Consider the following 14,452-nt stretch of genomic DNA (forward strand, 5'->3'; position numbering starts at 1 on the left):
TACCAATTGTAAATTACTTCAACGATATATATAGCCATCCATCATAATCAATAGTTCCATTACCATCTAAATCTATCTGATAATAATAAGAACTACCATCTGGTAAAGACTTAGAACTGTTTTTATAATAACCGTTCCAATTATTTTTATAACTGCGTGATGTGTATACTTTATCCCCCCAACGATTATATACTGTTACATGATTATTTGAGTAATTCTCAATATTGTAAATCATCCAAGTATCGTTTACTCCATCTCCATTCGGTGTAATGGATTGAGAAATATTAATTTCTACAGTATCGCAAACGTCACCTACACCATCATTATCACGATCTTCCTGATATGGATTAAAGTCGAGAGGGCAGTTATCTCTAAAGTCTAAAACATCATCATTATCATCATCCTCATCGCATAAATCTACAATGCCATCACCATCATTGTCTGATCCTTCATTCGGATTTGTACCTTCACTTATATCCACGTAATCTGGAATTCCATCACAGTTACTGTCTTTGAAACTGTTTTTATCATTTGGATCAGTAAAATCATTGGTTTCAACGTAATCAGGAACGCCATCGTTGTCACTGTCCATAAAATCATTTTTATTATTAGGATCAGTTTGATTTTTTATTTCAATATAATTTGGTACTCCATCTCCATCAGAATCATTATAGTCATTTTTCTCTTTTGGATTAGTTCCGTCATTAACTTCTACGTAATCTGGAACTCCATCTCCATCACTGTCTGTTCTATCTTGTGGGTTATTAGGATCAGTTCCCTCATCGACTTCTACATAATCTGGTATTCCATCTCCATCAGAATCTCTATAGTCATTGTTATCATTCGGATTAGTCGCATCATTTCCTTCTACATAATCTGGTACGCCATCTCCATCAGTGTCTTTCACATCTTTTGTATCATTAGGATCTGTTCTGTCATTAACTTCGACATAATCTGGAACACCATCACCATCGGTATCTTTGACATCCTTTGGATCGTTAGGATCTGTTGCATCGTTCACTTCAATATAATCTGGCACGCCATCGCCATCAGTGTCTTTAACATCTTTTGGATCGTTAGGATCTGTTCCTTCTATAATTTCTACCTCATCAGGAACACCGTCATTATCATCATCAGAATCACAATTGTCGTTAATTCCGTCACTGTCAATATCAATAGCTGTATTAATTACAGTTATAATTACTGTTGCCTTTTGAATATTTCCATTTACATCTGTTACACTTAATATTACTGTATTTGCGCCTAAATCATCACAGTAAAAAATAGTTTTTGAAACTGAAATTGACGCAATACCGCAATTATCTGTTGAGCCATTATCAATCATTTGAACTGTAATACTAGCTTTACCAGTAACATCTAAATCTACCGTAATATTTTTAGTAATTACAGTTGGGACAGTTTCATCGGTAACACTCACTAGCTGTGTAGCTGTAGCGGTATTTCCAGAACCATCTGTAACTGTCCAAGTAACTGTAGTAGCTCCTACACCAAAAGTAGTAGGCGCATCATTTGTTACTGTGGCAACAGAACAATTATCAGTTGTAATTGGTGTTCCTAAAACTACACCAGTAGCCGTACAATCTGTATTGGTCACCACAGCAACAGCAACAGGAGCTGTTATAGTCGGTAAGGTGGTGTCGGTAACTGTTACCACCTGGGTAGCAATAGCAACATTTCCAGCTCCATCTGTAACTGTCCAAGTAACTGTAGTAGCTCCTAAAACAAAAGCAGTAGGCGCATCGTTTGTTACCGTGGCAACAGAACAATTATCAGTTGTAACTGGTGTTCCTAAAATTACACCAGTAGTCGTACAATCTGTATTGGTCAGCGCAGCAATAGCAACAGGAGCTGTTATAGTCGGCAAGGTGGTGTCAGTAACTGTTACTACCTGCGTAGCAATAGCAACATTTCCAGCTCCATCTGTAACTGTCCAAGTAACTGTAGTAGCTCCTAAACCAAAAGTAGTAGGCGCATCATTTGTTACTGTGGCAACAGAACAATTATCGGTTGTAACTGGTGTTCCTAAAACTACACCAGTAGCGGTACAATCGGTATTGGTCACCGTGGCAATCGCTGCAGGAGCGTTTATAGTGGGTAAAGTGGTGTCAGTAACCGTTACCAATTGGGTAACAGTGGCAACATTTCCAGCTCCATCTGTAACTGTCCAAGTGACTGTAGTGGCTCCTAAAACAAAAGCAGTAGGCGCATCATTTGTTACTGTGGCAACAGAACAATTATCGGCTGTAACAGGAGTTCCTAACACTACACCAGTCGCGGTACAATCGGTATTGGTCACCGTGGCAACGGCAACAGGAGCGGTTATAGTTGGTAAAGTGGTATCGGTAACTAATACTACTTGGGTGGCAGTGGCAACATTTCCTGCGCCATCTGTAACTGTCCAAGTGACTGTGGTAGCTCCTAAAACAAAAGCAGTAGGGGCATCATTTGTTACTGTGGCTACGGAACAATTATCGGCTGTAACAGGAGTTCCTAAAACTACACCAGTAGCGGTACAATCTGTATTGGTCACCGTGGCAACGGCAACAGGAGCGGTTATAGTCGGTAAAGTGGTGTCAGTAACTGCTACTACTTGGGTAGCAGTGGCAACATTTCCTGCGCCATCTGTAACTGTCCAAGTGACTGTGGTAGCTCCTAAAACAAAAGCAGTAGGGGCATCATTTGTTACTGTGGCTACGGAACAATTATCGGCTGTAACAGGAGTTCCTAAAACTACACCAGTCGAGGTACAATTTATATTGGTCACCGTGGCAATCGCTGCAGGAGCAGTTATAGTCGGTAAAGTGGTATCGGTAACCGTTACCACTTGGGTAGCAGTAGCAACATTTCCTGCACCATCTGTAACTGTCCAAGTGACTGTGGTAGCTCCTAAAGCAAAAGCAGTAGGGGCATCATTTGTTACTGTGGCTACGGAACAATTATCGGCTGTAACTGGCGTTCCTAAAACTACACCAGTCGCGGTACAATCTGTATTGGTCACCGTGGCAACGGCAACAGGAGCGGTTATAGTCGGTAAAGTGGTGTCAGTAACTGTTACTACTTGGGTAGCAGTGGCAACATTTCCTGCGCCATCTGTAACTGTCCAAGTGACTGTGGTAGCTCCTAAAACAAAAGCAGTAGGGGCATCATTTGTTACTGTGGCTACGGAACAATTATCGGCTGTAACAGGAGTTCCTAAAACTACACCAGTAGCGGTACAATCTATATTGGTCACCGTGGCAACGGCAACAGGAGCGGTTATAGTCGGTAAAGTGGTATCGGTAACTGTTACTACCTGGGTGGCAGTGGCAACATTTCCTGCGCCATCTGTTACTGTCCAAGTGACTGTGGTAGTTCCTAAAACAAAAGCAGTAGGGGCATCATTTGTTACTGTGGCTACGGAACAATTATCGGCTGTAACAGGAGTTCCTAAAACTACACCAGTAGCGGTACAATCTGTATTGGTCACCGTGGCAACGGCAACAGGAGCGGTTATAGTCGGTAAAGTGGTGTCAGTAACTGTTACTACTTGGGTAGCAGTGGCAACATTTCCTGCACCATCTGTAACTGTCCAAGTGACTGTAGTGTTTCCTAAAGCAAAAGCAGTAGGGGCATCATTTGTTACTGTGGCAACAGAACAATTATCGGCTATAACAGGAGTTCCTAAAACTACACCAGTAGCGGTACAATCTGTATTGGTCACCGTGGCAACGGCAACAGGAGCGGTTATAGTCGGTAAAGTGGTATCGGTAACTGATACTACTTGGGTGGCAGTGGCAACATTTCCTGCGCCATCTGTTACTGTCCAAGTGACTGTGGTAGCTCCTAAAACAAAAGCAGTAGGGGCATCATTTGTTACTGTGGCTACGGAACAATTATCGGCTGTAACAGGAGTTCCTAAAACTACACCAGTAGCGGTACAATCTGTATTGGTCACCGTGGCAACGGCAACAGGAGCGGTTATAGTCGGTAAAGTGGTGTCAGTAACTGTTACCACTTGGGTAGCAGTGGCAACATTTCCTGCACCATCTGTAACTGTCCAAGTGACTGTAGTGTTTCCTAAAGCAAAAGCAGTAGGGGCATCATTTGTTACTGTGGCAACAGAACAATTATCGGCTATAACAGGAGTTCCTAAAACTACATCAGTCGAGGTACAATCTGTATTGGTCACCGTGGTAACGGCAACAGGAGCGGTTATAGTGGGTAAAGTGGTGTCGCCAAATGTAACCGTAAAATTCGTAGAGGCTGTAGTCGTATACGAATCAGTTACCACCACTGTTATTATTGCTGTACCAACTTCATCGGTGGTTGGAGTAACAGTTACAATTCTAGAAGCTCCCGTTCCTGAAAACTCTATATTTGCATTAGGTACTAAAGTCGTATTAGAAGAGGTTCCGCTTATTATCAAATCGCTCAAGGCTGTGTTTTCATCCCCAATAGTAAAACTTAATGGATCTGTTGCAGAATTTGGGCAAACAATTGTTGGATTAGCTATGCCAGAAATTGTTGGAACTTGATTTAAAACAATTACGACACTTTTTATATCGGATATAGATATGCAGGGTTCATTTGGCATACCGCCATATTCAACCACATAACCTTGAATTTGACCAGATAGACTTAATGGATAATCATTCCATTGACCATTTGCTAAAAAGTGGCCATAATCTTCGTCACCTTGATTATTAGGTTCTCCCGAAGCCCATTTGTTGTAAAATCCATTAACTGGGTTACCAGAACTTGTTCCTTGCCAAAATTGTTGACCTGTCTCTGGTCCTGTCATCCATTTCCAATTGCCCTCAACAGCTACATCTGATGCGCCAAACCATCCTTGGCCGCTCAGTTTAGAGGAAATAAAATCATTTTCAGGAGCACTGGTAATAGTGGCTAAATATCCTTGCAATCCATTGAACAGTAAAGCATCTGCAGCAGTTTTTGCAGCAGTCCACGAAATATTTGGTGCAGTAACAAACTCGTAATAATGATTGTTACCCTCAAAAGGTAACGCATTTCCAGCTAAAAAGGTTATTTCTCTACTTTGTATGTTGGTGGACGAAGTTCTAATTTTTACGTTTCTAAAGATATTCTCCAATTCCACTGGAGTTACAGACCCTGTAAAGGTAAGCACGCCCGTAGCAGCATTAAACTCATTAGTAACACCTGTGGGTAATGTACCTGTATATTCCAAAATGTCACCGGATACAAATCCTGTACTAAAGAAAACTTTTGCATTTGTGACATTGGTAGAAGCATTGATTGTTATCGCATTATCAACAAAAACTGATGCTGCATTGACAATCACAGTAGTTATTCCATTAGAGGATACTACCTTATTTTGATCCACAGTAACGATAAAACTCCGTGTTGTAGTTTTTTCATTCGTGTCTTTAATGGTTAAAGTAATTGTACTAGTTCCAAATTGACCGGCTAAAGGAGTTATAACAACAGTTCTGTTAGCTCCTGATCCGCCTAAAACGATATTAGTATTTGGAACTAATGCTGGATTGCTTGATGTTCCTGAAACTAATAAATCAGCAACTGGAGTAACATCATCTGAAACCACTAGACTTAAACTATTCGAAGATGTTCCGGCACATAAATTAAGATTAGAAATTGTAGAAACGGTAGGTGGCAAATTACTTTTTATGGTAACTACCAAATTTTGCGTGGTACTAATTCCATACAAATCGGTTGCCTTGACAGTTACTAAATAAGTATTGTTTGCATCACTATCTGAAGGGGTGTCATAATTTGGAGCCACGTTAAATGCTAAGACGCCTGTGCCACTATTGATGCTAAATCGAGCTTGATCACTACCACCCGCTAAAGCCCAAGTAACGGATTCATTTGCAACATAACTATAAATTGTTGTACTAAGTTCATACTGAGTTAAGGCTGCATTGACAGTAGTATTAGAGCCAGGCCCTGTAATAATTGGAGCTGGATTTGGATCTAGTACAGGTTGCGTAGAACCCGTTCCGGTGGCACTATCAAAAGTACAAGTACCCATAACAGCACTATTTTGTGGATTTACAAATTCGACAGTATAATTTCCTGTAGTAGGTAAATTAAAATTATAGAAGCAATAGGTTAAAAGGTAGTCTCCTCCTACAGTAGTAATTGCAGAAGGTGGTCCCGCTTGAACACCACTTAAAACACCATTGATCCAGACTCTTTTAATAGCGGGAACAATTGAAGGCAAGCTATTTACGTCATATTTAAAAGTTACGCTTCCTGTTTTTGCACTTGTAGGAATGTTTGCATAACTAGTACCCAGTGCATTTGGACTAATTGGCGTTCCATTGACTCCTGGACATACATTAGCATCCACCTCTCCGTCTATTCTTTGATTTATTTGCGCACAACTGTATAAAGTAGTAAAATTAGAAGAACTTATGTTTGAGCTAATCAAAACATTACTTGCATTTCTAAATTCTTTGAAAAAATGTACGGTATAGTTGGTATACGGTTTTAAGCCAGTGATGGGCAACACTGAATTTTCTCCTGCAATCAATGTTTGGGATCGTTTATCAATAATGGACACACCGCTATAAGTTACACCCGCTTTGATTTGCGCAACTGTGGGTAGTGCTGCACCTTGTGGCACCACAATTTGATAACCCGTTGCTGCATTACTTGAGGTGGTATTTAAGAAAGCTGTATTGGTTCCAATATCTTGTACAGACGCACTAACATCTGCGGATACAGCGGCAATAACTGTATTTAATTCATTCAAAGGAGCGGCCGCATAATACCAAGTAAAAGTGTCAGAAGATCCTACCGCTAAATCGTTCATGCGCACAAACATGCTGTAAGATCCATCATTATCATTTTCTATGATAGCTCCATTTGGATTAAGATTTGTTGTATTTGTAAAAGGGCCATAGCCAGCATGAACATTGTTACCTCTGTTACTAGTAGTAAAAAATAAAACTCCCTCGGTGGTCGTCTGGATGCGTAATGCACCAGCTCGTTGTGAAGTGGCTGTTATGGGTGCAAAAACATCATTGGCAATATTTCCTCTAGTTTTAGTAGGTCTGTCAGTAGTTCCTACCCAGTCATCTTTTGTTCCAATCCAAAAACGTAAATTAGAAACAGAGCTAGAACCAATGTTTTTAATGTTAGTGGTTACTGATACATAGTTATCAAGTGATCCTGTCTTATAAGTATTGGTTAACTCAAAAGTTGCAGTGCCTATTATAATAGTACCTTTTACTTTAATGGTACCGTAACCCACATTTCCTGTTGTCGTAATAAAACCCGAATTATCAAATACTTGATTACTCATAACAGGATTTATTACTGCTGTACCATTGATATTCCAAGAACTCGTGCCATCGCCACCGACCGAAAATTGATAGTCAAGCGGATATGAACTGTATGTAAGTTTACGCCATCCTTCTATAGGATGCTTATAAAATGGCTGTAATACATTTCCTGTATTATTAATGGACAACTGAGCACCATCACCAAAGCGGATATCACCCGAATTAATAGTCTTGTTGCTACCATTAAATTGGCTGTAAGAAAATACGGAGATTAGAAATAAAATGATAAAAAGTAGTTGTTTTTTCATAGCTATTATTATTGTATTAACCATTGACCATTTACCAATTCAAATAAGTACTCATACTTAACCGTGATATCATTTGATTGATTCAAATAAAACTCATAGTGAGCGGATGTAGCTTTGACATCCATTCTCCAAAAGAATATTTGATTGGCTTGATCTATATTTAAATCTGATTTTTCAACCACGGCAAAGGAATATCCGTCTTTTTGAAATTGGTAACCATTTAGCACTACATAGCTATTTAGGATCGTTATCTTGTTTTTTGAAAAAATATTTTTATCAATTAAATCACTGAATATTAAATCAAGGTGCATTTTGCTAACTTCCTTAAAATTTAAATTTACTAGCGGGTTAGGGGTTAATTGACTATAATTCTTGCTAAGGGATCCAGCATGTGAATATTCCACACTAAAGAACAGAATTAAAAATGCGGCTACAAGTGCTTTCATAATTTTATAGTATTTTAATTAAGTTGAACTTTTTAAGATTAATGAACATTTCAATAAGTTGTGGAGTAAGTAATGAAAGATCTTTTTGATAACTTTTTCTTATCACCTACAATGTAAGATAATCTAAATTTTAAATGTTAAAAATTTAACATTTAAAAAAAGCAAAGTTAACAAGTATGATGTAAAAAAACAAGCTTAAGTACTTATAAACCAGTTTAAATACATTAATTAAAAATTAAATAAGAAAAATAATATGTATGGAGAGTGAACAAAATAGTAATTTTAACAGTTTTTATTAAGAAGAAAAGAGAACATTTACTAGAGATTTTTAATCATACACATCAATTTCATAACCGATCTCGAAGTGAAATTTTGATTTTACTTTAATCGCTTTCAATCAGAAATCAATTTACCCTACATAAATTTTGAAGTGGCTATTTTGCAAAATTATTATTGCACAACTGTCAAAAGGTTTTGCTTAATTAGTTTTTTTTTTAAATTTAGCCGTCTATTAAAAATAAAAGATCTTCCAGAATTTAAAAAATATAGCAATCTTTAAAATTTAATTCTAAGCTATGTTCTTATTAAAGTTTCTAAATTCATACTTGGCGTAATAGGTCAATAATTGACGGATTAATTTACAAAACGGATAAGCTTGGTATAAGTGCAGCACTGCTTCCTTCAAGATTCTTTTACAATAGACGGTTCCATATAAGGACCAGCGTAAAATTAATATTATACAAGATGAAACATGAGGTTTTTCAAAGTTATAAAAACCTAATACGCCATTTAAAAGTCTTTAAGATTTTTATTTTTCTGATATCAATTACAGCTTATACATCTATTCTGTTGGTTTGATGATATTCTAATAGCCTGTTGTTCTTGAAAATGTATTTTTTATGAATTTAATACCATAGATTTTCCTGAAAAGTTTCTGCAGGTGTATTTCCTCGCAATGATACTTGTTGACGAATTCTATTATAAATTAACCCGTTGGGTGAAATTACTTATGTTCAACTATCTAAGATAAAATTTATGATAAACGCGCTGCGTGATATAGTACAATAAAAAATCCTCTAGTGCGTGTAGTAGTACAATAGAGGAAAACCAACTCAAAAAAGTTTTCTTTTTAATTTTTAATAAATTCTCGTTTGTAATTTTACATTTATTGTCCCCTATTTTAACCAGTTAAATTCGAACTGATATTTCCTTTGTATTTATCTCTATAGACTGCTCATTTTTAATATTAAAAATGAAAATGGAAATTTGCTTCGGCCATGCTATTTATTATAATTGATTTGATCACTTCTCCACTTCCTACATATAACGCATCTTGAAGAAGATTCGAAAACAAATTCAAGTTACTCTCAGTATTAATTGTAACATCTTTTGCATTTTGTAAAGTAGTTCTTTTTTCAGGTAATACTTTTTACAGAATTTGCATCAGTTGAATTATTGAAGAAATCAAATGCTATTTTAAAAACATTTACTACACAAGCGCTTGGCAAATCATACCAAGAATCTCCTATTCTAAAACGCATTCTTTTCATTCCTGGTGTTGTTGCTAATGCTATAGTAATCGATCTTTTTACTTGTTCTAGAATCGATCGATTGTTCTACTTAAATTTGCTTAAGCTGAATTTTCTTCTCCACACTCATTGATCTCATCATCATTATTAAATCAATCCAAGCCTATAATCTAGCATGCAATCGCACCCAAATTGGTACATAGTTTTGCAGTATAAATGAAAATAAACACCCTTGTGCTAGACTTATGTATGAAAAGTTATGTTCGACATGCCACTCTAATAATAAATAAATTAAACTTAAAATGTTTTAATATTATAATTACATGTAATTTGACATTAATTAAGGTTTACACATAGATTCTAATCCAACGAAATTCGATCACTAGCATCTCTTTTTTTCTGATCCAGTACTTTGACGTATATCTGAGTAGTTTTAACATTTTTATGACCAAGCATCTTAGATATTGTAAAAATATCAGTGCCAAGTGATAATTGCAAAGTTGCGTAAGTATGCCTAAAACAATGAAAAGTAATGTGTTTGTTTATTCCAGAACTAGCAAGCCATATTGGCAAAGTTCTATCTACATCCCACTTCTTTAAACCTTCAAAAATTTTTTGAAAATCTTGTCCTCTTCTGCCAAGAATTCTAAAAGCTTCTTCCGATATAGGAAATGTTACTGCTCCGTCAGTTTTCTTTTGCCTAAATCGTATATAATAACCATCACTTTCAATATATTCTACTTCACTCCATTTTAATTTAGCAATATCTGAATATCTTAAACCAGTTAAAACAGAAAACATAGAGATTTGAAGCACTATGTTTTTGGGACAAGGAGTTGAAAATAATTTTTTGGCTTCCTCCAAAGTAAGAAAATTACGTTGAGACTCCTGTTCTTTAATGATTCCAATTCGAGAATTAATATCTATTTTTAACTTATCTTCTTTATATGCTTTTTTTAAAGTTGCTTTAATCTTATTATAATACGACAACGCTGTATTTCTTGATAAACTACTGCCAGTTTCTCTTAAACTTTTTGCATTCAATAAGTACTCTTTGTAGTCCTCAATAAGAGAAACCGTTACATCACCAAAACAAAGATCATCGCCTTGTAAAAATTTTTCAAAATGAATTATTGCACACTTCCAAATGCCAAGATTATTTCCTATTTTTTTTTCACCTAAAACTTTAAAATATTTTAAAAATGACTCGCGACCAATAGCTTGTAGGGTTAGCTGCTCCTTTTCAAATGTATTGTATATTTCTGCTTTACTTAATTCATTTTGTCTCCTAGCCATTATAAGCTCAGCTATACGCAAATTTTCTAAATTTGATCGCTTTTGAAATTGATTTTCGGGCTTTTGAAATATGTATAATTTTAGAAACTCTCTTCTGCTCAAAGCATTGCTTTTATGATCCCATATAGCTGGATAAAAATCAAGATACAATGACAAGCGACCATTTGAAATATTTTTTTTTCTCAATGTTACTATACTTTTACTCATTGCTAACGGAATTAAAAATTAAATCAAGATCATGTTTTGCAACATATGTAAATTTCCCCAAATTATATTTCATTATACCTTGTCGCTGAATTATTAAATATAGAGCACTAGGGCTAATATTAAAGGATTTTTGAGCCTCAGTAATTGTATAACATTTTTCAATTCCAGGAAACTTTTGCGTAACCTCATTTATTATTTTACTTGTTTGAGGAAGAGCAAAGAAATTATCCATATCACACCTTCTTATTATAGTTCTACTTCCAAGTTTGGCTACATCTAATTCTCCTCTTTCAATAATTCTATATAGAGTCCTTTTGCTTATACCAAATAATTCGCAAGTATCTTTTATGCTCAGAAATTCAAGCTTCTTAAGTAATTCTACATCTCCATAACGCATTTTGTTTGTTTCTTCATTGCTAATGTTAATTTTCTTCTTTCGCGTCGCTATTTTATAATTTTTACTGCCGCATTTTAGCGAACAATATTTTGTTTTGGTCGTTTTAGCGGTAAACTCAATATTACAAAATTGACAAATTCTGGTGATTTTAATGTTGGAACTCATAATTAAATATATTTATGTGTCCTACTATCAATATTTATTTTAATACTATTATCTATGTTTCATTCAAGTATAGTTTGCATTGCGAATTAACGCCTCAACATGTCCAAATGTGTCTGCCTGTGACTAGACGTGCCATAATGTGTCCATTTAAAAATTTTAATTACTCTTTTAAAAATAAGGTACAAATAAGGTACAAATATAATCCAATTAACACGAAAAATCGAAAATTGCAAATCACAAAAAAAAGAGATAAAATGTTAATTGTCAACATTTTATCTCTTTAACTTATAGATACTTTGTAGTACTTTGTGCTATTTATTTGCCGATACAAAAATTAGCAAATATATTACCTAACAGTTCATCGTTAGAAACTTGGCCGGTAATCAAGCCAAATTGATACAAAGCTTCGCGGATGTCTAAGGCAATTAAGTCGCTAGAAATGTTGGTTTCGAGACCGTATTTTACATTCTGAATTTCGTTTAGTGCTTTGAGTAACGAGTCGTAATGACGGGTGTTGGTGACGATGGTTTCGTTGTTGCGCAACGCTCCGGTATTGACAAAAGATAGCAAGGTGTTTTTGAGCGCGTCGATTCCGATTTTTTCTTTGGCTGAAATGGTTTCCAAAATTACATTTAAAGGCAGCAATTGCTTTTTAATTTCGGCCACTTCGGCTGCTGTCAATAATTCGATTTTATTGATAATTACGACCAAGGGTTTTAGTGGAAATTGATTTTTTATCTTCTCAATTTCTATGATATATTCTGAACTTTGAACTTTAAATTTTAAACTTTCAAACAAATACAAAACTACTTGCGCTTGCTCAATTTTTTCGAAGGTTTTTTTGATTCCGATACTTTCGATATGGTCTTGGGTTTCGCGAATTCCGGCCGTGTCAATAAAGCGAAAACCAATTCCGCCAATCACCAATTCGTCTTCGATGGTGTCGCGCGTGGTTCCTGCGATATGCGAAACAATGGCGCGTTCTTCGTTTAAAAGTGCGTTTAACAAAGTTGATTTTCCCACATTGGGCTCACCAACGATGGCGACTGGAATTCCGTTTTTAATGACGTTTCCAACGGCAAATGAATCAATTAATCTTTTTAAAACAAATTCGATTCGGTTCAACAATTCCCAGAATTGCGTTCTGTCTGCAAATTCTACATCTTCTTCCGCAAAGTCCAATTCGAGTTCGATTAAAGAAGCAAAATTGAGCAATTCCTCGCGTAATTTCGCAATTTCATTAGAGAAACCACCGCGCATTTGCTGCATGGCAATTTGATGCGATGCCTCATTGTCTGACGAAATTAAGTCGGCAACGGCTTCGGCTTGAGATAAGTCTAATTTACCGTTCAAAAAGGCGCGTAAAGTAAACTCACCCGCATCGGCCATTCGGCAGCCTTTGCGAAGCAATAACTGAATAATTTGTTGCTGAATATAAGTAGAACCGTGACAAGAAATCTCGATTGTATCTTCGCCTGAATACGAATTTGGTCCTTTGAAAACAGAAACCAAAACTTCATCTAAGGTTTTATGGCCATCTACAATGTGGCCCAAATGCAGCGTGTGCGATTTTTGTTTGGTTAAATCTTTGTTTCTAATCGATTTAAAAACATCGTTTCCTATAGTAATGGCATCGTGCCCTGAAATACGAATAATAGCAATTGCTCCAGCGCCCGAAGGCGTTGCTAAGGCTACAATAGAATCTTGATTTATCATGCAGCAAAGGTATAAAATTTTGACCGATTGTTCTAGTTTAGATTTATGCCCGTGAAGAAAAAAATGCTGCTGAAAATCTTCTTTTTTTGAGCAATAAGGCAAATCTCAATTTGGCTTTACAATTCTCCTTAAATTAGAAAAAATCTAATAATTATCATTTAAAAACCTACAAAAATGATGTATATTTGGTAACAACGTTAAGTTTTACTCCTATGAAAAAGATCCTTTTCCCTACTGATTTTTCTGATACTGCGCAAAATGCTTTTGTGCATGCTTTAGAATTTGCCAATCATATCAATGCTGAATTATTATTGCTGCATACCTTTGAATTGCCAGTTTATGACAGCCAGTTTTTTCCAGAAAATTATGGTGCAATTTACAACTCGATTGAATTGTCGCAGTTCAATATGTTCAAAGATGAGGTGCCAAAACTTAGGGCGATTGCCAAAGAGCAGAACTTAGAAAACATCCAAATTAAGCACCGTTTGATGGATGGTAATTTAATTTACAATATTAAAAAAGCAATCGAAGAAGAGCATATCGACTTTGTTGTAATGGGCACTTCGGGCGTGTCAGATTGGACGACTTTCTTTATCGGATCCAATACAGAATCGATTATCTCGGCAGTAAATGTGCCCGTTTTGTGTATTCCTGCTGAAGTGCGCCACCAGAAAATAGAAATTATTGGTTTTACCACAAGATTTAGAGACAAGGACAAAAATGAGTTGATCAAAGTGCTTAAAATTGCAAAACAACTGAAAGCGCAGGTCAAATGTTTGTATGTGAAAACAAATGATTCTGATGTAAAGGATGAAACCATAAAAGAATGGGCGATGGAGTTTAGCGATGAACCTGTTGTTTTTTCTATTATTCCAAACGATGATGTTAAAGAAACCGTACTGGATTTTGTGCTTTATAAAGAAATTGACGTGTTGGCCGTTATTGCTTACAAGCGCAACTTTTTTGAATCGATAATGAACCCTAGTTTTTCTAAAAAAATCGTCAAAGAAGTTCAAATTCCGATTTTGATCATGCACGAACATTGATCTTATCTTTAAAATAAAAGCTTAAAAATTCTGTTTATTTGTGCGGGTTATCAAGG

7 protein-coding genes are annotated in these 14,452 nt (G+C 36.1%); 1 reads left to right on the plus strand and 6 read right to left on the minus strand.

Annotated elements, in window-relative coordinates; translation table 11 throughout:
- Positions 1-13 precede the first annotated feature (13 nt).
- The 6 genes from ACRASX_RS15310 to mnmE all read right to left on the minus strand — a co-directional run bounded on the left by ACRASX_RS15310 (position 14) and on the right by mnmE (position 13,350).
- Positions 14-7,594, minus strand: a complete 7,581-nt coding sequence (locus ACRASX_RS15310; RefSeq protein WP_432221851.1) for an HYR domain-containing protein — start codon at positions 7,592-7,594, stop codon at positions 14-16.
- 8 nt (positions 7,595-7,602) lie between these two features.
- The gene (locus tag ACRASX_RS15315) at positions 7,603-8,040 is read right to left on the minus strand and encodes a hypothetical protein (RefSeq protein WP_432221852.1); all 438 of its coding nucleotides are present in this window, start codon (positions 8,038-8,040) and stop codon (positions 7,603-7,605) included.
- 1,415 nt (positions 8,041-9,455) lie between these two features.
- Positions 9,456-9,590 carry a hypothetical protein gene (locus ACRASX_RS15320; RefSeq protein ID WP_255357067.1) on the minus strand — a complete coding sequence of 45 codons (135 nt, stop codon included), beginning with the start codon at positions 9,588-9,590 and terminating at the stop codon, positions 9,456-9,458.
- Positions 9,591-9,929: 339 nt separating this feature from the next.
- A complete protein-coding gene (locus ACRASX_RS15325; RefSeq protein ID WP_066306335.1) occupies positions 9,930-11,072 on the minus strand; it encodes a site-specific integrase in 1,143 nt (380 codons plus the stop codon).
- On the minus strand, positions 11,065-11,634 hold the full coding sequence (locus ACRASX_RS15330; protein ID WP_066306339.1) for a helix-turn-helix domain-containing protein: 570 nt from the start codon (positions 11,632-11,634) through the stop codon (positions 11,065-11,067). The genes ACRASX_RS15325 and ACRASX_RS15330 overlap by 8 nt, the downstream gene beginning before the upstream one ends.
- Before the next feature lie 315 nt (positions 11,635-11,949).
- Positions 11,950-13,350 (minus strand): tRNA uridine-5-carboxymethylaminomethyl(34) synthesis GTPase MnmE, encoded by a 1,401-nt coding sequence (gene mnmE, locus ACRASX_RS15335; protein ID WP_432221853.1) that lies wholly within the window; start codon positions 13,348-13,350, stop codon positions 11,950-11,952.
- A 212-nt stretch (positions 13,351-13,562) separates the two neighbouring features.
- Between mnmE and ACRASX_RS15340 the strand changes: the two genes are divergently transcribed.
- Positions 13,563-14,396 carry a universal stress protein gene (locus tag ACRASX_RS15340; protein WP_432221854.1) on the plus strand — a complete coding sequence of 278 codons (834 nt, stop codon included), beginning with the start codon at positions 13,563-13,565 and terminating at the stop codon, positions 14,394-14,396.
- Positions 14,397-14,452: the final 56 nt, after the last annotated feature.

It is taken from the genome of Flavobacterium sp. TMP13 (assembly GCF_050847115.1).
GTDB lineage: Bacteria > Bacteroidota > Bacteroidia > Flavobacteriales > Flavobacteriaceae > Flavobacterium.